The sequence below is a fragment of the Nonomuraea sp. NPDC050547 genome (assembly GCF_044457345.1).
Classification (GTDB): Bacteria; Actinomycetota; Actinomycetes; order Streptosporangiales; family Streptosporangiaceae; genus Nonomuraea.
In genome coordinates this window covers 151,902-171,662 of sequence record NZ_JBITGW010000018.1, presented here as the reverse complement: position 1 = coordinate 171,662, position 19,761 = coordinate 151,902, and the positions used below count along the sequence as shown (strand labels likewise).

Genomic DNA, 19,761 nt, shown 5'->3' with positions numbered 1-19,761 from the left:
TCAGCGCTCGGCGCGCAGCGGCGAGAAGTAGATCGGCACCCAGCTGAGGGACATGAACAGCGCGCCCGCCCAGAGCGCGGCGCGCACGCCCCACAGCTCGCCGACCAGGCCCGCGAGCAGGCCGCCGATGCCGACGGCGCCCATGAGGATGAGGCGCATGGTGGCGTTCACGCGCCCGAGCATCTCATCCGGCGTCACGCGCTGGCGGAAGCTGACCAGCAGCACGTTGTTGAGCCCGGTGCGGTAGGTGAGCGCGAACCAGGCGGCGGCCGAGACCCAGATCCACGCGCCGTCGTTCAGCAGCGGGACCAGCAGCGACGCGGGCGTCGTGATCAAGGAGACGATCCACACCGCGCGGCCGCGGCCGAGGCGGGCGCCGACGTGGTGGGCGGTGGCCGAACCGGCCAGCGTGCCGACGCCGCCCACGGCCAGGTACAGGCCGAGCACCCATTCGGGGTAGCCGAGCTGGGAGACGACGAGCACCGGCAGCAGAACCGAGTACAGCGGGAAGCCCAGGTTCGTCATCGCGCCCTGCAGCACGATCGGCCGCAGGGTGGCATGGCCGAGCACGAAGCGCACGCCCTCGCCGATCTGCGTGGCCAGCCTGGGCCGCGGGCCGGGGGCGGGCGGGGTCTCGATGCCGGGCACCCCGCGCAGGAACAACGCGGAGCCGAGGTAGCCGGCCGCGTTCAGCAGCACGGCCGCCGGGGCGCCCGCCGCGCCGACGAGCACTCCGGCGAAGCTGCGGCCGGAGATGTCCATGGCCGCGTTCGTGCCGACCAGCAATGAGTTGGCCTCGGTGAGCCGCTCCCTGCCGACCAGCCTGGGCACGAGGCTTTGTGCGGCCACGTCGAAGAAGAGCGTGCCCACACCGGTCAGCGCGGCCACGGTGTACAGATGCTCCATCGTCAGCCCGCCGAGCCAGGCGGCCACCGGCACGGAGGCCAGCAGGACGGCCCGCACGAGATCGGCCACGATCATGAGGGGCTTCTTGCGCATCCGGTCGATCCACGCCCCGGCCGGCAGCCCGACGACCAGCACCGAGATCGTGGCCAGCGCGCTGAGCAGCCCCACCTGACCGGCGCCCGCGTGCAGCGTGGTCACGGCCAGCAGCGGCAGGGCGACATATCCCACCTGGGCCCCGAAAGCGCTCACGGCCGAGCCGAGGTACAGGTTCCGGAATCCGGCTTCAAGCAGCAACGAGGTTGTCTTCACGCCGCCCACGATGGTGAACTAACGTCCGTTGACGCGATTGATTAAGTGAGCAGCGAATCGAATGACCCTCGATCTGTCCTTCACCGCCGAGGACGTGGCCAACACCCGCTTCGCGATCTCTCCGCTGTGGGAGGTCGTGGCCAGCGTCCGCGTGCTCAAGGAGCCGACCGGCCTCAACCGCCCCTGGGCCGAGCGGGTACGCCGCCGCCTGGCCGACGTCGACTGGAGACTGCTGTCCGACCTCGTCCCGGTGCCGACGATCTCCCTGGTCTGCTTCATCAGCCCGCCGCCCGCGACTGCGGTACCGGATCTGGAGCTGGAGCTGGCCGGACTGCTCGCCGCCGAGCACGAGGTACGCGACCAGCTCGACACCTGGCGCCACGGCGGCCCGCGAACCCCCAGGATCCAGGCACTCCACGACGACCCCGCCGCCGGTCTGGCCCGCCTGGCCGGCGAGATCCGGGCGTACTGGGCGGCAGCCATCGCCCCCTACTGGCCGCGCATCCGCAGCCTGTGCGAGGGCGACGTGCTCTACCGCGCCAAGGCGCTGACGCAGGACGGCGTACGCGGCATGCTGACCGGCCTCGACGAGAACGTGCGCTGGCAGGGCGAGCGCCTGCGCCTGGACCACCGGTTCTGCCACGGCACGCGCGCGCTCGACGGGCGCGGCCTGCTGCTCGTGCCGTCGGTCTTCACCTGGCCGAGGATCTTCTCCATCACCGTGCCGCCGTTCCAGCCGACGCTGCGCTACTCGCCGCGCGGCATCGCCACGCTGTGGGAGCACCGCGAGAGCGACCCGCCGCAGGCGCTGGCGGCCGTGCTCGGCCGCACCCGCGCCCGCCTGCTGGCCTCGCTCGACCAGCCCGCCTCGACGCGCGAGCTGGCCGTCCGCACCGGCCTGTCGGAGCCGGGCGCCAGCCAGCACCTCACCGCGCTGCGCAGAGCGGGCCTGTGCAGCGCCCACCGCACGGGGCGCTATGTCCTCTACGCCCGTACGGCCGTCGCCGAGGCCCTACTTGCTGGAGACCCCCACACCTAGGTCGAACTCCCGATAGACCCGGGCCCAGAACCCGTCACGCAGCCACACCCGCGCCTCTGGGTAGGGACGCAGCGAGTGCCCGAGCTCCTTCTCCGCCTCTATGAGCAGTTCGGTGTCGATGACCGTCGGCAGGATCGGCCCCGGCAGCAGGTCGCGGATGTTGTCGCGGCCGCGGGTGAGGATCCACTTCTGCGCCACGTGCTCGCCCACGTCCTCCACGCGCGGCCGCGACGGGCCGAGCTTGGCCACCTGGCCGGGCTTGACCTGCGGCTTCGGGGTGGCGGGGCGACCGGCGAAGACGGTGGCCGGCGACGGCGCCGCGGCGGGCGGCGTGACCGGGACGGGTTGTGGTGCGCGGCTGAAAAAAGGTCTCAGGAAATCTGCAGAAATCACTTCAACGGTGTCGGACTCCCACACGAGGCGCTCGGCCTGGTTGGTGCCATACGGGGGTTCGACGCCCCACAGGTGTATCCGCACGCCGTAGGCCTGCGCGGCCTCGACGGCGGGCACCATGTCCTCATCGCCCGCCAGCAGGATCGTGTCGGTCACCGCGTGATGCCTGGCCAGCGCTTCAAGGTCGCTCCTGATCTGAGCGTCCACGCCCTTCTGCTGGCCACGCGCGTTAAGGTTGCCCAGTCGTACCTTCACCCAGGGCAACTGTGCGATCACTCGCTGATCGACGGTGGGCACTCGGTCGCGTGCGGCGTCATACCAATAGATCCGCAGCAGTTCTCCGGAAATACGTTCCATTGCATGTTTCTGGAGGCTCTGGATGAGCTCATCCGCCGCAACCCGATATTCCTTGCGTTCCTTCGCGCCAAGCAGCACTTCACCTGCGGCGGCATACAGATAACCGACATCCACCAGGACGGCGTACTTCGCTGCCACAGGATGCGGCGTGAGGTCTGGGATGGGCATGTCGTCCTCCAGGCCGCGGCCTTAGTTGATCGGCTGACTATATACGCCTACTTTTCTAGATAGTCCCAACTCTCGGGGAAGTTGACACCCGATTCCAGGGATCCATCTAGGGTAGGGCGCTCAACCGCCAAGCCGACTTCCCTGGCACGAGTCGCCTACGCATGGCTCGGGCTGGGTTTCGCCAAGTTTCGGGCTTACGGCCCGGCGTATGCGTGGGTTCCGGTTGCCGCGTGGTCAGGACGGTGACCAGAGCGGCGATCTCCTCGGGCGTCGCATCGCCCCGCACGACTTTCAGATGTGCTGTCACAGTGCTCTTTCGCTCGCTATGCCGGGATCCATCACGGTGCTGTTTGACTCGCTTCGCTCGTGTGTTGTGATGGATGTCCTGGCTACGCTGCGGGCATCCATCACGGTGTTGCTTTGACTCGCTTCGCTCGTGCGTTGTGATGGATGTCCTCGCTACGCTGCGGGCATCCATCACAACGGGATGTTCCCATGCTTCTTAGGTGGTAGCGAGGCACGCTTGTTACGGAGGGCCCGCAGAGCCTTCACCACTTGCGGCCGGGTGTCCGATGGACGGATTACGGCGTCGACATAACCCCGCTCAGCGGCGATATACGGATTGGCCAGCGTGTCTTCGTATTCGGTGACGAGCCGGGCGCGCTCGGCGTCGGGGTCGCCGGCGGCGGCCAGTTCGCGGCGGTAGAGGATGTTGACGGCGCCCTGGGCGCCCATGACCGCGATCTGGGCGGTGGGCCACGCCAGGTTGATGTCGGCGCCGAGGTGCTTGGAGCCCATGACGTCGTAGGCCCCGCCGTACGCCTTGCGGGTGATGATCGTGACGAGCGGGACGGTGGCCTCGGCGTACGCGTAGAGGAGCTTGGCGCCGCGGCGGATGATGCCGTTCCATTCCTGGTCGGTGCCCGGAAGGAATCCCGGGACATCAACAAAAGTCACGATTGGGATATTAAATGCATCGCATGTTCGGATAAATCGTGCGGCCTTCTCCGATGCGTTGATATCGAGGCATCCCGCGAAATGCATCGGCTGGTTGGCCACGACCCCGACGGGATGGCCGTCCACCCTGCCGTAGCCGACCACCACATTGGGCGCGAACTGCGCGTGAACCTCCAGAAACTCACCGTCGTCCAGCACGTGCTCGATGACCAGGTGCATGTCATAGGGCTGGTTGGCCGAGTCGGGGATGAGCGTGTCGAGCTCCGGGTCCGGCTCCAGGGCGGCGGCGGCCTCGTAGACGGGGGCCTCGTCCAGGTTGTTGGAGGGCAGGTACGACAGCAGCGCCTTCACGTACTCCAGCGCGTCGTCCTCGTCGGTGGCCAGGTAGTGGGCCACGCCGGACCTGGTGTTGTGCGTGTGGGCGCCGCCGAGCTCCTCGAACGTCACCTCCTCGCCGGTGACCGTCTTGATGACGTCCGGGCCGGTGATGAACATGTGCGAGGTCTGGTCGACCATGACCACGAAGTCGGTCAGCGCCGGGGAGTACACGTGCCCGCCCGCCGCCGCGCCCATGATCAGCGAGATCTGCGGGATCACGCCCGAGGCGTGCACGTTGCGCTTGAAGATCTCGGCGTAGAGGCCGAGCGCGACCACGCCCTCCTGGATACGCGCGCCGCCGCCCTCGTTGATCCCGATGATCGGGCAGCCGGTCTTGATCGCCATATCCAGAATTTTCACGATCTTCTCGCCATAGACCTCACCCAGCGAGCCCCCGAAAACCGTCACATCCTGTGAGAAGACGCACACCTGACGGCCGTCGACCGTGCCGTAACCGGTGATCACTCCATCGGAGTAAGGCCGCTTGCCCTCCAGCCCGAACATCGTCGAGCGGTGCCGCGCGAACTCGTCGAACTCCACGAACGAACCCTCATCCAAAAGCGCCACAACCCGCTCGCGCGCGGTCATCTTGCCTCTGGCGTGCTGCTTTTCCACCGCCGCCGCGGACCCCGCGTGCGCGGCCTCGTCCAGCCGGCGCTCAAGGTCGGCGATCTTACCGGCGGTGGTGTGAATATCCGGCAGTTCCGGCAATTCCTCAGCAGCACTCATGCCCAGAAGGTTAATCCCTCCTTCTACGCTGGTTCCATGACGGAGGCGGTTCGCACACAGGGGCTCTTCAAGCGCTACGGCCAGCAGATCGCGGTCGCGGGAGTCGACCTGGTGGTGCCGGCGGGAAGCTTCGCCGGCCTGGTCGGGCCGAACGGCGCGGGCAAGACCACCACACTCAGCATGATCACCGGACTGCTGCGCCCGGACGGCGGCCGGGCGGTGATCGACGGCCTGGACGTCTGGCGAGATCCGGTCCAGGTCAAGGCGAGGGTCGGCGTGCTGCCGGAGGGCCTGCGGCTGTTCGAGCGCCTGTCCGGCCGCGAGCTGCTCCACTACAACGGCCGGCTGCGCGCCATCCCCATGGCCGAGGTCGAGCAGCGCACCGAGGAACTGCTGGGCGTCATGGACCTGCGCGAGGCCGCCGACAAGCTCGTCGTCGACTACTCCACCGGCATGCGCAAGAAGATCGGCCTGGCCGCCGCGCTGCTGCACAACCCGTCGGTCCTGTTCCTGGACGAGCCGTTCGAAGGCGTCGACCCGGTCAGCGCCAACACCCTGACCGACGTGCTCCAGCGCTTCACCGCCTCCGGCTCGACGGTCATCTTCTCCAGCCACGTCATGGACCTCGTGGAACGGCTGTGCGACTGGGTGTCGGTGATGAGCGCCGGTCACATCGTGGCTCAGGGCCCGCTGGCCCAGGTACGCGGCGACCGTACACTCAACCAGGCCTTCCTCGACCTCGTCGGCGGCCCCAAGCGGGCCGGCGACACGGGCCTGACCTGGCTCGGCGCCAACGGCGCCACGGTGGACACAGCGGAGGAGAGCCCCAGCGCCGGCGGTGAGCGGTGAGCACGGCGCTGCTGTTCGCGCGGCTCAAGCTGCGGCTGGTCGCCGGGAACCTGCGCGGGGACCTCGCGCGCAAGCTGGGCTTCGTCTTCACCCTGCTCGCCGCGATCGCCGTGGCGGCTCTCGGGTTCCTGCTGATGAGCCTGCTGCGTCTGGCCGAGCCCGCCATGGCCACCAACCTGGCCGTCCTCGCGTTCACGATGTTCTGGATCGGCTGGGCGATCGTCCCGCTGCTGGCGTTCGGGCTGGACGACACGCTCGACCCGGCCAGGCTCTCGCTGTTCCCCCTGCGCACGGGGCAGCTGGCCGTGGGCATGTTCGCCGCCTCCGCGACCGGCGTCTGGCCCGCCGCCACCCTGATCATCACGGTCGGCGCGCTGGTGGGGCTGGCGAGCGGGATCGGCGGCGTGCTCGTCGGCGTCGTGGCGGTGTTCCTGCAGTTCGCGCTCTGCCTGGTCACCTCCAGGCTGATCACCACGGCCCTGTCCGGCGCGTTGCGCTCGCGCCGCGGCCGGGACGCGCTGGCGGTGGCGGCGATCTTCGCGGTGCTGCTGTTCCAGCTGCCCAACCTCATCGCCAACAGAGGACTCGGCGACCCGGTCGCGCTCATCGGCAGCACCGCGGGAGTGCTCCGCTGGACGCCGCCCGGCCTGGCCGCCCACGCCATCGCCGACGGCGGCCTGGTCGGCCTGGCCGAACTGCTCGTCGTCGCGGCGCTCGTGGTCCTGATCGGCTGGCTCTGGATCAAGGCGCTGGCCCACGCGCTGGTCACCGCGGACGCCTCCACCCAGTCGGCCTCCGTCCGCCGCTCCAGCGGGATCGTCGACCGCTTCCTGCCCGACGGCCCGCTCGCCGCCGTGGTCACCAAGGAGCTCAAGTACATCCGCCGCGACCCGCGCTTCCGCGTCGGCTGGTTCGCCTCGATCGTGGTCACCGGCGTGATCGCCTTCTCCATCACCGGTCAGTCCGGCGGGGGCGGTGGCCTGCCGCTGGTGATCGGGCCCGCGTGCCTCGGCGCGCTGATGCTCGCGCTGCAGTCGTGCAACGCGTTCGGCATCGACGGCCGCTCCCTGTGGATGAACACGGTCGCGTTCGGCGACGAGCGCGGCCTGCGCACCGACCTGGCCGGCCGGCATCTGGCCGCGGCGCTCATCGCGCTGCCCCTGCTGGCCCTCATGACCGTGGCCGTCTCCCTGTTCGCGGGCACGCCGTCGGCCATCCTGCCCGCCGCCCTGACCGCATGGGGCGTGTACGGCGTGGGCCTCGGCGTGGCCTCCATGACCAGCGTGATCCTGCCGTACACGGTGCCCGACCGGCTCAACGCCTTCACCGGCGCCGCCCCGGGCCAGGGCGGGCAGGCGTTCGCCGGGTCGTTCGCCGCCATGATCGGCATCGCCGGGCTGAGCCTGCCGCTGGTCCTGCCGGTGGTGTTCGGGGTGGCGTGGGTGAGCGTGGCGGCCCTGCCGTACGGCTTCGCGGTGGAGTACTTCGGCCGGAGGCTGGCGGCCACGGTGGGTCACGCGCGCATGCCCGAAGTGCTGGCCGCGGTGTCCCGTCCCACGTGAGCAGTGGTCTAGTCCATTAGGTGAGACCGGTCTGCGCTCGTTCACAGGCACTCTGTACCCTTCGAAACATGACTGACCAGGCAGTTGAACGCCGCAGCGCCGCCGTCGTCGAGATGCCGGACGAGCTCCGCCGGGACGTGAAACTGCTCGGCAGGCTGCTCGGCGACGTGATCGCCGAGCAGGGCGGCAAGGACCTGCTGGCCGACGTCGAGCGGCTGCGCAAGGCCGTGATCGCCGCCAGGAGGGGAGAGGCCTCCGCCGACGAGATCGCCGCGATGGTCGCCGAATGGGAGATCGACCGGGCGGTGCTCATCGCGCGGGCCTTCACCTGCTACTTCCACCTGGCGAACCTGGCGGAGGAGCACTACCGCATCAGGACGCTCCGGGAGCGCGACACCGACGGCGAGGTGCTGAAGGAGTCGCTGGCGCACGCCGTACAGGAGCTCGGGACCGCGCGCGTGCAGGAGCTCGTGGAGGAGCTGGAGCTGCACCCGGTGCTCACCGCGCACCCGACGGAGGCGCGCAGGCGCGCGGTCGTCACCGCGATCCAGCGCGTCAGCACCCAGCTGACCGAGTACAACGCGCCCGGCCGGGGCGCCTCGGAGCGCGAGGAGAACCTGCGGCGGCTGCTGGAGGAGATCGACCTGCTCTGGCGCACCGCCCAGCTGCGCGACACCAAGCTCGACCCGCTCGACGAGGTACGCACCGCGATGGCCGCCTTCGACGAGACGTTGTTCCGGGTGGTGCCGCAGGTCTACCGCTCGCTGGACGCGGCGCTCGGCGAGGGCGCCGGGACCAGGTCGCCGCTGGCGCGGCCGTTCATCCGCTACGGCAGCTGGATCGGCGGCGACCGCGACGGCAACCCCAACGTGACCGCGAAGGTCACCCGCGAGGCCGTGCTCATCCAGGCCGAGCACGTGCTCACCGCGCTGGAGACGGCCACCACCCGCATCGCCCGCACGCTCACCGCCAACGCCCACTACGCCGCGCCGTCGCGTGCGCTGCGCTCGGCGATCTCCGCGGCCGAGGACGCGCACCCCGACCTGGTCTCCGAGCTGGCCACCCGCTCGCCGCAGGAGCCGCACCGCCAGTGGCTGCTGTACGTGGCCGCGCGCATCTCGGCCACCAACCAGCGCGACCTCGACCTGGCCTACCGCGCGCCCGCCGAGCTGCTGGCCGACCTCAGACTGGCCCAGGAGTCGCTGGCCGGCCACGCGGCCCGGCAGGCGTACGGCGAGCTGCAGCACCTGATCTGGCAGGTGGAGACGTTCGGCTTCCACCTGGCCGAGCTGGAGGTCCGCCAGCACTCGCAGGTGCACGCGACGGCTCTGGCGGAGATCAGGGCGGGCGGCGAGCTGTCGCCGCTCACCGAGGAGGTTCTGTCCACGATCCGGGTGATCTCCTGGATCCAGGAGCGCTTCGGCGTGAACGCCTGCTGCAGGTATGTCGTCTCCTTCACCCGCTCGGCCGACGACGTGGCCGCCGTCTACGAGCTGGCCGAGGCGGCGCTCGGCATCCGGGCACCGGTGCTCGACGTGGTGCCGTTGTTCGAGTCGGGCCAGGACCTCGACAACGCCCCCGGCGTGCTCACCGGCATGCTGGAGATCCCCAAGGTCCAGACCAGGCTGGCCGCCACCGGGCGGCGCATGGAGATCATGCTGGGCTACTCCGACTCGGCCAAGGAACTCGGCCCGGCCGCGGCCACGCTCAAGCTCTACCAGACCCAGGAGCGCCTCACCGAGTGGGCCCGCGAGCACGAGGTGAAGCTCCGGCTGTTCCACGGCCGCGGTGGCGCGCTCGGCCGCGGCGGCGGCCCGGCCAACCGGGCGGTGCTGGCCCAGGCGCCGGGCTCGGTCGCCGGACGCTTCAAGGTGACCGAGCAGGGTGAGGTGATCTTCGCCCGCTACGGCCACATGGCGATCGCCAGGCGGCACATGGAGCAGGTGGCCAACGCCGTGCTGCTGGCCTCCTCGCCCACCAACGGCAGCCGTACCGCCGCTGCCGCCGCGCGCTTCCGCACGCTGGCCGAGCAGGTGGCCTCCGCCTCCGAGGGCGCCTACCGCGCGCTGACCGAGGCGCCGGGCTTCCCCGAATGGTTCGCGCTGGTCAGCCCGCTGGAGGAGATCGGCTCGCTGCGGCTCGGCTCCCGCCCGGCCCGGCGCGGACTCGGGGCGCCCCGGTCGCTGGACGACCTGCGGGCCATCCCGTGGGTGTTCGCCTGGGCGCAGACCCGGGTGAACCTGCCCGGCTGGTACGGCCTGGGCACCGGGCTGGCCTCGGTCGCCTCGGTCGAGGAGCTGCGGGCGGCGTACGAGGAGTGGCCGTTGTTCAACGCGATGCTGGACAACGCCGAGATGTCGCTGGCCAAGACCGACCGCTCGATCGCCGAGCGCTATCTCGCGCTCGGCGGCCGGAACGACTTCGCCGGGCAGGTGATGGCCGAGTACGACCTGACCCGCAAGCTGGTCCTGCAGGTCACCGGGCACACCCGCCTGCTGGAGAACCGCAAGGTCCTCTCGCGGGCGGTGCAGCTGCGCGACCCCTACGTCGACGCACTGTCGCACCTGCAGCTGCGGGCGCTCACCGCGCTGCGCAGGGGCGAGGTCCCCGAGCGGGAGGCCGAGCGGCTCTCGACGCTGCTCCTGCTGTCGGTCAACGGAGTGGCCGCGGGTCTGCAGAATACTGGGTGAACCCGCGCAGGCCCCGTTCGATCGGGCCGTAGCGGTGGTTGCGCATCCACCAGGCGCTCAGCAGCAACAGAACCGTGTAGATCGCCGCGGCCACGCCGATCACCGCGATCGGCGTCAGCCTGCCGCCGAGCCCCAGCCCGTACCCGGTGAAGACGAGGCACTGCAGGATGGACTGCCCGATGTAGTTGGAGGCGGCGGCCCTGCCCGCCGGGGCCAGCGCGGCGCCGATCGCCGGCAGGCGCCGCACCAGTAGCAGGAGCGTCACCACGTACGCGGCGGCCAGCGGCAGGGACAGGATGTTGTTGAGCGCCAGGCCGACCAGTTGCAGGGCGCCCTCGTGCTGGCTGGACCAGGTGAAGAAGACGGCCGCCGGGAGGCCGAGGCCGTACCCGATCCAGAGGACGCGCGGCACGAAGCGCGCCCAGCGCTCGGGGTCCTCCAGCAGCCGCGACTTGCCCGCGGCCATGCCGAACAGGAACAACGCCATCGCCATCGGGCCCTGGCCGAACCAGATGAACGCCGCCAGCATCGGGTAGGTCTCCAGCTGGAACTGCAGGAAGCTCAGCGGGCTGCCGGTGACCTGCGCCTGCGCGGCGGCCATGACCGCCGGGTCGGTGGGCGTCGTCACGCCGGCCGAGGGGTCGAGCATGGTCAGCCCCGCGAGGATGAGCCAGATCGCCGACATGACGCCGATGATCCAGCAGCCGATCTTGACGGCGGTTCTCGGCCGGACGTTGCGCAGCGCCAGCAGGATCAGGCCGAGCGCGGCGTACAGCGTGAGGATGTCGCCGATCCAGAACAGGATGCCCTGCGTGACGCCGAGCACGAACAACCCGAGGCAGCGGCGGAGCATCCGCGGCTTGACCTTCTCGCCCCACGAGCGCATCTGCATCGTGAAGGAGTAGCCGAACATGAACGAGAAGATGACGTAGAACTTCGTCAGCACCAGCGTCTGGACCGTCAGGCTCACCGGGTCGCGGTTGAAGTCCATGCTGGAGATGGCCACGGACAGCCCGGGGTCGGCGAAGAAGCTGATGTTCGCGACGAGGATGCCGCCCAGCGCGAAGCCGCGGACGGCGTCGATCTCGTGGATGCGCCTTAAAGCCGGCGCCGTGGTGGTCATGCCTGCGACGCTACGGACCCCCAGGGGCGGCCCGCATCCGTCCGAGGGCGCGGACGGCTCCATCCAAAGTCGGAAAGGGCCCGGCGAAAACGCCGGGCCCTTTCTTCCGAAATCCCTAGTGCACGAACTCGGCGTCCTGGCGGGCCTGCTGGGGGAGCATCAGCCCGACGAGGAAGGTGACCACGATCATGCCCGCCGCGACCGCGAAGGTGATCTCGGCGCTGCCGGTCCCGAAGAAGACGGTCCCGAGTACGGCCAGGCCGAGCGCGTTGCCCACCTGCTGGAGCGCGGTCAGCGTGCCGGAGGCCGAGCCGGTCTCCTGCGGGTCCACGGCGGCCAGGACGATGTTGAAGTACGGGCCCATGATCATGCCGCTGCCGAGACCGACGAAGAGCAGGGCCGGAGCGAGCTGCCAGGGGGTGACGCCCGGCTCGGCCACGATCAGCAGGGCCACGACCGCGAGGGCCATGATGACGGCGCCGGCCAGCAGGACCTTGCGGCCGAAGCGCTGGGTGGACTGGGCGACGATCATGCCCACGATCATGCCGAGGGAGGAGGGGACGCCGGTCAGCGCGGCCTTCAGCGGGTCGTAGTGGAGCATGAGCTGGGTGTAGAGGCCGATGACCATGAACACCCCGCCGAAGGCGGCGAAGTAGACGGTGCCGACGGCCATGCCGGACAGGAACGCGGGCTTGCGGAAGAGCGAGGGCGCCACCAGCGGGTCGCCGCCGCGGGCGGCACGGCGCTTCTCGTAGGCGACGAAGACGACGAGGGTGACGACCGAGGCGGCCATCAGCGCGAACGACCACGCGGGCCAGCCGTGCTCCTGGCCCTGGACCAGCGGGAAGACCATCAGGACGACACCGGCGGAGGCGAGGATCGCGCCGGGCAGGTCGAGCTTGACGCCGCCGATCGGCGGGGTCTTCGGCAGGAAGCGCAGCGCCGCGAAGACCGCCGCCACGCCGATCGGCAGGTTGATCAGGAAGATCATCCGCCAGCCGGTGCCGAACAGGTCGGCGCTGACCAGCCACCCCGCCAGGATCGGGCCGCCGATGGCCGACAGTCCCATGACCGGGCCCATCAGCCCGAACGCGCTCGCCAGTTCCTTGGGCGGGAACATCTCCTTCATCATCCCCATCCCCTGGGGGATCATGGCCGCGCCGAACAGGCCCTGGACGACCCGGGCCGCGATGATCATCTCCGGCGAGACGGAGACCGCGCAGAGCAGCGAGCCGACCGTGAAGCCGATCATCCCGATGAGGAACATCCGCCTGCGTCCCACGATGTCGCCCAGCCGGCCGCCGGTGAGCAGGCCCGCGGTCATCGCCAGGATGTACGCGGCGCCCAGCCACTGGATGAACGCGTTCCCGGCGCCGAAGTCGTTCCTCATGGTCGGCCCCGCGATGTGGGTGACCGTGGCGTCCAGCAGCTCCATGACGGATCCGGACAGGATCACGGCCAGGGCCGGCCAGCGCCACTTGTAGGCGGCGGGCTGCTCGGGAGCGGCGGTTGCGGCCACTGGCCGGGTGTCGAGGACGGTCATGGTGTTCCTCCTGAATCGGAACGGCTTGTTCTGTTCCAACAATAGCAGAACGGAATGCTTCATTCCACTGTTTTCGCAAGATCTTCGCGTACGGCCGGCACCCCATGCGAAAGGGCCGTAGCACGGAAGCTACGGCCCTATGCGGAAAGGTTCATTCCGCGTTCCACCGCGCGAAGAAATCGCGCACATCCTGCGCGAACACCTCCGGAACCTCGTGCGCGGCGTAGTGCCCGCCGACGTCGTAGAAGTTCCACTGGGCGATGTTCTTGTGGTCGCGCTCGGCGAAGCGCCTGATCGACTGGAAGTCGTTGGCGAAGTTGGCCAGCCCGATCGGCACGGTGGTCGGCTCCGCGGGCTGCTCCAGCTTGGCGTTCTCGTAGTAGAAGCGGGCCGAGGAGGCGGCGGTGCCGTACAACCAGTGGACGGCGATGTTGCTCACCGCCCAGTCGATGCCGAGTTCCTCGCCCATGAGCTGGCCCATCCAGCCGAGCAGGCCGGCGGGGGAGTCGGCGAGGGCGTGCGCGAGGGTCTGCGGGGCCTGGGACTGCATGGTGTTGAAGGCGCCCATGGTCTCCCAGAAGCTCTGCAGGAACCGGACCCTGCCCATGTCCTCCTCGCTCAGCCCCTCGAACTCGGCCGGGTCGCCGGAGGGGAAGGAGAAGATCTGGGTGACGTGCAGGGCGACGGCGTGCTCGGGGGCGAGCCTGCCGATGTACGGCGTGACGATCGAGCCGCCGTCGTTGCCCACGGCGCCGTAGCGGTCGTAGCCCAGGCGCTTCATCAGCTCGGCCCAGGCGGCCGCGACGCGGGCGGCGTTCCAGCCGCGCTCCGTGGTCGGACCCGAGAAGCCGAATCCGGGCACAGACGGGATGACCAGGTGGAAGTCACGCGACAGCGGCTCGATCACCTCGACGTACTCCAGGGCGGTGCCCGGCCAGCCGTGGGTCAGCACCAGCGGCAGCGCGTCCTCCTTGGCGGAGCGGATGTGGAAGAAGTGCACGTTCTGGCCGTCGATCTCGGTCGTGAACTGCGGGTGGGCGTTGAGCCTGGCCTCCAGCGCGCGCCAGTCGAACTCGTCGCGCAGGTGCTCGACCATGCGGCGGACCCGGCCGGCGCTCACGCCGTAGTCCTCGCCGGCGTCGGGGAGCTCGTCGGTGAAGCGGGTCCTGGCCAGGCGGGCCTTCAGGTCGTCGAGGTCGGCCTGGGGGACGTCGATGTGGTAGGGGCGGATCTCGGCCATGGGAGGTCTCCTTCGGGAAGCGAAGCGTTCCGTTCTGATAAGAACTCTATCAGAACGGAATGCTTTGTTCCACACTTAGGCGACCTTGATGCGCTCCGCTCCCGCGTAGACGTTGCAGCGCTCGCCGCGCAGGAAGCCCACGAGCGTCATGCCGAACTCCCTCGCCAGGTCCACCGCCAGCGACGACGGCGCCGAGACCGCGCACACCACGGGGATGCCGGCGGCCAGCGCCTTCTGCATGATCTCGTAGCTGGCCCGGCCGCTGACCATCAGGACGTTCGACGCCAGCGGCAGCTCGCCGCGCAGCCCCGCCCAGCCGACCAGCTTGTCCACGGCGTTGTGCCGGCCCACGTCCTCGCGCGTGGCCACCAGCTCGCCGCCCGCCGTGAACAGGCCCGCCGCGTGCAGGCCGCCGGTCTTGCCGAAGACCCCCTGCGACTCGCGCAGCCGGTACGGCAGGCCGTACAGCACCTCCTGGGTCAGCCCCAGCTCCGGCGGCGCGACCGGTGAGCAGCGGTGCCGCAGCGCGTCGAGGCTGGCCGAGCCGCAGATCCCGCACGCGCTGGAGGTGAGGAAGTGGCGTTCGAGCGCGGGCAGATCGGGGATCGGCGTGTGCAGCCGGACCGTGACGACGTTGTAGCGGGCCTCGGGCAGCACGTCCTCGTCGGTGCAGTAGCCGATCGCCGCGATCTCGCCGGGCCCCGCGATCCCCTCGCCGTGCAGGAACCCGGCGGCCAGCTCGAAGTCGTGCCCCGGCGTGCGCATGGTGATCGCGGCGGTCCTGCGCTCCCCGCCGGACCGCAGACGGATCTCCAGAGGCTCCTCGGTGGCCAGGTCGTCGCGGCGGTCCCGGGCGGCGGACCCGGTGATCTCCCGGATCCGTACGCGCGTGGTGGGCCCAGGGCGCTCGCTCACAGCTGCTTCACCGTGACGAGGGCGTTGTAGTCGGGGATCTTGGCGTCGGGGGAGCGGCGGGACTCGTCGAGCAGCACGTTGCCCTCCGGCCAGTGAATCTGCAGGTTGCCCGGCATGAGCGGGGCCCGCAGCACCTTGCCCCGGTAGGTGCGCTGCCGCTCGCCCAAAGAGGTGAGCTCGACGGGCGCGCCGTCGGGCAGGCCGAGGCGGTCGGCGTCGTAGGCGCTCATGAGCACGGCCTCGCGCATCGCGCCGTTGAAGCCGTCGCGGCGCTCGTGGACCATGCTGTTGAACTGTTTGCCGCGCCGCGTGGCCACCATGAACGACCCGTCGGGGCGCTCCGGCGAGGGCGGCGTGACCGGGGAGAAGACGGCCAGGCCGTCGGCGGTCTGGAAGCGGCCGTCGGCGAACAGGTGGCGGCCGCCGTACTGGACGTTGTCGCCGAACACCCGCAGGTCCGCGATTCCGGCGTAGAAGGGGACGGCCCGTTCGATGTCCTCGCGGATGTCGGGCGTACCGGTGTAGGTGATTTTTCCAGAAATTTCCGGGCGGACTCGGGCGGCCAGCTCGGTGAAGATCTTCCACTCCGGCCACGCCTCGCCGATCCGCGGGCCCTCGACCTCGGGCGAGAAGATGATGCGGCGCTCGGTGGAGGTCTCGGTCACGCCGCCGACCATCTCGTAGCGGGTCTGCGCGGGCAGCAGCAGCACGTCGCCCGCGCTCGGCACCAGCATCTGCGAGGACAGCACGATGTCCACGTGCACCCGCAGCTTCAGCCGCGACAGCGCCTCGCGGCAGTAGGCCGGATCGGGCAGCACCTCCAGGAAGTTGCCGCCGGAGGAGATCAGCACGTCCAGCTCGCCCGCGTGCGCCGCGTCGATCATCTCGGTCGCGGTGAGTCCGGGGGAGCTGGGCACCTCGAATCCCCACATGTCGGTAAATTTCGTGGCGTTGGGTGGGTTGATCGGCAGGCCGCCCGGCAGGCCCGTCGCGTACGCGCCCATCTCCGCCCCGCCCTGCACCCCGCTGTGCCCCCGGATCGGCATCAGTCCGCAGTTGTCACGCCCCACGAACCCGCGCGCCAGCGCCAGGTTCACGATCGAGCGCACGTTGTCCTCGCCGAACGCGTGCTGCGTGATGCCCATCGACCACACCAGCACCGCCGAGCGGGCCCGGCCCAGCAGTTCCGCCATGCGCAGCATCTCGGCCCTGGTGGAGCCGGACAGCGCCTCAAGCGACTCCCACGACTGGGCGGCGACGGCCTGCCGTACCTCGTCGAAGCCCTTCGTGCGCGAGCGGACGAACTCCTCGTCCACCCAGCCCTTCTCGATCAGGTGCTTGAGGACCCCGTTGAGGAAGCCGATGTCGCCGCCCACGTTGACGCCGAAGAACTCGTCGGTGATCTTCGTGCCGAACACCGCGGACTCCGCGTTGGACGGCACCCAGTACTTGTCCATGCCCGGCTCGCGATAGGCGTTGACCATCGCGATCCGGGTCCCGGCCTTCTTGGCGTGATAGAGGTACTTCATCGCCACCGGCTGGTTGTTGGACGGGTTCGACCCGATGAACACGATCAGGTCGGAGCCGATCCAGTCGGTGTAGGAGCAGGTCGTGGCCGCCGCCCCGATCGTCTCCTTCAGCGCCACCGTCGAGGGCGAGTGGCAGATGCGCGCCGCGTTGTCGACGTTGTTGCTGCCCATCGCGCGCACCGCCTTCTGCGCCGCGAAGTAGTTCTCGTTGGGCACGCCGCGGCTGGTCAGATAGACACCGAAGCGCGCCTCGCGCAGGTGCCGCGCCGCCACCTCCAGCGCCTCGTCCCACGAAACGCGCGTGAAGCCCGCCTCGCCCGCCCTCCTGATCATCGGGTACGGCAGCCGCCCCAACTCCCGCAGCTCCGCGCTCTTCTTCCCATGAAGCCCGGAGACGTCCTTGAGCGCCCTGTACTTCAGCGCCGGCATCGTGTTGAGCGGCAGCAGGCGCAGCCGGATGTTGCACAGGTGGATCTCGTCCATCGTCCAGTCGCGCATGCCCTGGGTCCCGAGCGCGCAGCCGTCGCAGGTTCCCTGATTGAGAATGCGCCAGGCGTAGCGCCTGTTGCCCTTGACCGATTTGAACGCCTTCCACAACTCCAGGTAGTTGTTGGGCTTGCGCAGGCCGATGCCGAACGGCCGCCAAGACGCCCAGTTACGCGGGTCAAGAAGCTTGCTCATCTCCCCATTCTCCCCTCCGCGCGGAGCCGGGGACCAGGCCGTAGGAAGATGGTGGACGTGGCTGACTCGCGTTACTCCGACCTCGATCGCCCGCCTCTGTCCCAGGGCGCGCTCAACCGCGCTCTGGTACGGCCCGGCGGCCTGTGGACCGGCATCACCGTCATCGACAGCACCGGCTCCACCAACGCCGACCTGACCCAGGCCGCCCGTGGCGGCGCCGAGCAGGGCGCAGTGCTCGTCGCCGAGACCCAGCTCGCCGGTCGCGGCCGCCTGGGCCGGGTGTGGAACGCGCCCGCGCGCTCCGGCCTGACGTTCTCCGTCCTGCTGCGCCCGAGGGTCCCGCAGGTCCGGCACGGCTGGCTGCCGCTGCTGTTCGGCGTGGCCGCCGCCTCCGCGGTGCGCCGCCTGGCCGAGGTGGACGTCCGGCTCAAGTGGCCCAACGACCTGCTGATCGGCGAGCGCAAGCTGGCCGGGGTGCTGGCCGAGCGGATCGACGAAGCGGTGGTGATCGGGATGGGGCTCAACGTCTCGCTCCAGCCGGCCGAACTGCCCGTCGAGACCGCCACCTCGCTCGCCGTCGAGCAGGCCGCCTGCGTCGACCGCGACCCGCTGATCAGGGCGATCCTGCGCGAGCTGGAAAGCCACTACCGCGAATGGACCGAGGCCGACGGCGACGCCGACGCCTGCGGGCTGCGCGCCGCCTACCAGGCGTCCTGCGCGACGATCGGCCGCCGCATCAGGGTCGAACTGCCCGGCGAGCGCGTCCTTGAGGGCGTGGCCACCGGCGTCGACCCGAACGGCCACCTGCAGGTCGAGGCCGACGGCAAGGGTCACACGTTGAGCGCGGGTGACGTCGTTCACGTGCGACCGGCACCATAGAGTGGCACGATTTCCGCATGACTCTCCCAGACCACCACTTGACGCAGGGCGAGCGCCGCATCCGGGCCTTCAACCCGCACTGGAAGCGGCTGATCGCGCCCTTCGCCGCGCTGGTGCTCATCGTCATCGCCTCCGGGGTCGCGATCTACTTCGTGCCCGGCGACTGGCAGTACGCCACCTACGGCAGGCTCGCGATCGGCGTCGTCGCGATCCTGCTGCTGACGATCTGGTCGTTCATCCCGTACCTGCAGTGGAAGAACACCGGCTACGTCCTGACCACCCACCGCTTCACGATCAGCACCGGCGTGCTGAACAAGTCGACGGACGAGATCCCGCTGACCAAGGTCAACTCGGTCAGCTCCGACCAGTCGTTCGCCGAGCGCATCCTGGGCTGCGGCACGCTGACCGTGGAGTCGGCCAGCGACCAGGGGCAGCTCGCGCTGCGTGACATCCCGCAGATCCAGGACGTCCGAGCCGACCTGTTCCGCGCCGTCGAGGACGTCTCCGACGGCGAGGTCGACGGCAAGTAGCCCGCGGGCGTGGAGACACCGGGCCGGCCCACGGCAGAGGAGATCGAGCGGCTGCTGGTCGGCACGCCCGCCCGCTACACGCGCGCGGAGGTGGCGGCCAAGTCCGGGGTCTCCCAGGATCTGGCCGAGCGGATCTGGCGCGCGCTCGGCTTCGCCACGCTGTCCGACGACGCGGTGGCCTTCAGCGACGCCGACGTGGCCGCGCTCGGGCGGGTGCGCACCATGCTCGACAGCGGCCTGCTCGACGAGCAGACCGTGCTGCGCATGACCCGCGCGCTGGGCCGTACCACGGCCAGGCTGGCGCAGTGGCAGGCCGAGATCATGGTCGGCGCGATGCTGCCCAAGGACGCAGAGGCGAGCGACAGCGAGCTGGCGGCGGTGCTGGAGACCGCCCAGAACCTGCTGCCCGACTTCGAGCACGTGCTCGTGCACGTCTGGCGGGCGCAGCTGGCCGCCGCGGGCACCAGGATGCTCGCGCTGGCCGACATCAGCGAAGAGACCGAGATGGCCAAGGTCAACATCGCGGTGGGCTTCGCCGACCTGGTCTCCTTCACCCGGCGCGCCCGTGACCTCGACGAACGGCAGCTCGCGGCGTTGGTGGAGGGCTTCGAGGCGCGAGCGGCGGACGTGGTGGCCGCCCACGGCGCCCGGCTGGTGAAGACGCTCGGCGACGAGGTGCTGTTCAGCGCGCCGTCCGCCGGGGTGGCCGCGCGGATCGCGCTTGAGCTGGTCGAGGCGGACGAACTGCGCATCGGCCTGGCCTACGGGCCGGTGCTGCAGATGATGGGCGACGTCTTCGGCACCACCGTGAACCTCGCCGCCCGCCTCACCGCCATCGCCCGGCCCGGCACGATCGTCGTGGACGCGGGCCTGGCCGCCGAACTCGCCGGGCAGCCGGGCCTCGACGTGCTCAGGATCCGGCGTCGCCCTGCTCGGGGGCTCGGCGTGGTGCAGCCCTACGTCTTGCGAAGATCTTCCTCTTGA

16 protein-coding genes are annotated in these 19,761 nt (G+C 70.0%); 7 read left to right on the top strand and 9 right to left on the bottom strand.

Translation table 11 applies throughout. The features are described from left to right. The gene (locus ACIBHY_RS38655) at positions 1-1,215 is read right to left on the bottom strand and encodes an MFS transporter (protein ID WP_397309295.1); all 1,215 of its coding nucleotides are present in this window, start codon (positions 1,213-1,215) and stop codon (positions 1-3) included. Positions 1,216-1,276: 61 nt separating this feature from the next. Between ACIBHY_RS38655 and ACIBHY_RS38650 the strand changes: the two genes are divergently transcribed. After that, on the top strand, positions 1,277-2,254 hold the full coding sequence (locus tag ACIBHY_RS38650; RefSeq protein WP_397252183.1) for a DUF5937 family protein: 978 nt from the start codon (positions 1,277-1,279) through the stop codon (positions 2,252-2,254). Here the strand turns inward: ACIBHY_RS38650 and ACIBHY_RS38645 are convergent. The 3 genes from ACIBHY_RS38645 to ACIBHY_RS38635 all read right to left on the bottom strand — a co-directional run bounded on the left by ACIBHY_RS38645 (position 2,228) and on the right by ACIBHY_RS38635 (position 5,236). After that, a complete protein-coding gene (locus ACIBHY_RS38645) occupies positions 2,228-3,172 on the bottom strand; it encodes an NYN domain-containing protein (RefSeq protein ID WP_184957816.1) in 945 nt (314 codons plus the stop codon). The two genes, ACIBHY_RS38650 and ACIBHY_RS38645, sit on opposite strands and share 27 nt — an antisense overlap. A gap of 106 nt (positions 3,173-3,278) precedes the next feature. Next, the gene (locus ACIBHY_RS38640; RefSeq protein WP_397309294.1) at positions 3,279-3,650 is read right to left on the bottom strand and encodes an acyl-CoA carboxylase subunit epsilon; all 372 of its coding nucleotides are present in this window, start codon (positions 3,648-3,650) and stop codon (positions 3,279-3,281) included. After that, positions 3,650-5,236, bottom strand: coding sequence for an acyl-CoA carboxylase subunit beta (locus ACIBHY_RS38635; protein WP_397252181.1), 1,587 nt, complete (start codon positions 5,234-5,236; stop codon positions 3,650-3,652). Before ACIBHY_RS38635 ends, ACIBHY_RS38640 begins: the two co-directional genes overlap by 1 nt. A 36-nt stretch (positions 5,237-5,272) precedes the next feature. Between ACIBHY_RS38635 and ACIBHY_RS38630 the strand changes: the two genes are divergently transcribed. From ACIBHY_RS38630 to ACIBHY_RS38620, 3 genes are all read left to right on the top strand, one after another. Then, positions 5,273-6,085 carry an ABC transporter ATP-binding protein gene (locus tag ACIBHY_RS38630; protein WP_397252179.1) on the top strand — a complete coding sequence of 271 codons (813 nt, stop codon included), beginning with the start codon at positions 5,273-5,275 and terminating at the stop codon, positions 6,083-6,085. Next, the gene (locus ACIBHY_RS38625) at positions 6,082-7,647 is read left to right on the top strand and encodes a hypothetical protein (protein ID WP_397309293.1); all 1,566 of its coding nucleotides are present in this window, start codon (positions 6,082-6,084) and stop codon (positions 7,645-7,647) included. The genes ACIBHY_RS38630 and ACIBHY_RS38625 overlap by 4 nt, the downstream gene beginning before the upstream one ends. A 68-nt stretch (positions 7,648-7,715) precedes the next feature. After that, complete coding sequence (locus ACIBHY_RS38620) at positions 7,716-10,337, top strand: phosphoenolpyruvate carboxylase (RefSeq protein ID WP_397252176.1); 2,622 nt, start codon at positions 7,716-7,718, stop codon at positions 10,335-10,337. On the opposite strand, the gene ACIBHY_RS38615 is transcribed toward ACIBHY_RS38620, so the two are convergent. The 5 genes from ACIBHY_RS38615 to ACIBHY_RS38595 all read right to left on the bottom strand — a co-directional run bounded on the left by ACIBHY_RS38615 (position 10,300) and on the right by ACIBHY_RS38595 (position 17,368). Beyond that, a complete protein-coding gene (locus ACIBHY_RS38615; RefSeq protein WP_397309292.1) occupies positions 10,300-11,460 on the bottom strand; it encodes a DUF418 domain-containing protein in 1,161 nt (386 codons plus the stop codon). The genes ACIBHY_RS38620 and ACIBHY_RS38615 overlap by 38 nt on opposite strands. Before the next feature lie 115 nt (positions 11,461-11,575). Then, a complete protein-coding gene (locus ACIBHY_RS38610; protein WP_397309291.1) occupies positions 11,576-13,003 on the bottom strand; it encodes an MFS transporter in 1,428 nt (475 codons plus the stop codon). A 151-nt stretch (positions 13,004-13,154) separates the two neighbouring features. Beyond that, complete coding sequence (locus ACIBHY_RS38605; RefSeq protein WP_397309290.1) at positions 13,155-14,243, bottom strand: epoxide hydrolase family protein; 1,089 nt, start codon at positions 14,241-14,243, stop codon at positions 13,155-13,157. A gap of 75 nt (positions 14,244-14,318) precedes the next feature. Next, on the bottom strand, positions 14,319-15,158 hold the full coding sequence (gene fdhD, locus ACIBHY_RS38600) for a formate dehydrogenase accessory sulfurtransferase FdhD (protein WP_397309289.1): 840 nt from the start codon (positions 15,156-15,158) through the stop codon (positions 14,319-14,321). Then, the gene (locus ACIBHY_RS38595) at positions 15,155-17,368 is read right to left on the bottom strand and encodes an FdhF/YdeP family oxidoreductase (protein ID WP_397309288.1); all 2,214 of its coding nucleotides are present in this window, start codon (positions 17,366-17,368) and stop codon (positions 15,155-15,157) included. Before ACIBHY_RS38595 ends, fdhD begins: the two co-directional genes overlap by 4 nt. A 48-nt stretch (positions 17,369-17,416) precedes the next feature. Between ACIBHY_RS38595 and ACIBHY_RS38590 the strand changes: the two genes are divergently transcribed. From ACIBHY_RS38590 to ACIBHY_RS38580, 3 genes are read left to right on the top strand one after another with little or no spacing between them, the layout of a single operon-like run. Further along, entirely contained in the window at positions 17,417-18,247 is an 831-nt protein-coding gene (locus ACIBHY_RS38590; RefSeq protein WP_397252170.1) for a biotin--[acetyl-CoA-carboxylase] ligase, read from the top strand. Positions 18,248-18,264: 17 nt separating this feature from the next. Further along, positions 18,265-18,777, top strand: a complete 513-nt coding sequence (locus tag ACIBHY_RS38585) for a PH domain-containing protein (protein WP_397093793.1) — start codon at positions 18,265-18,267, stop codon at positions 18,775-18,777. 9 nt (positions 18,778-18,786) lie between these two features. Beyond that, positions 18,787-19,761 carry an adenylate cyclase regulatory domain-containing protein gene (locus ACIBHY_RS38580; RefSeq protein ID WP_397252169.1) on the top strand — a complete coding sequence of 325 codons (975 nt, stop codon included), beginning with the start codon at positions 18,787-18,789 and terminating at the stop codon, positions 19,759-19,761.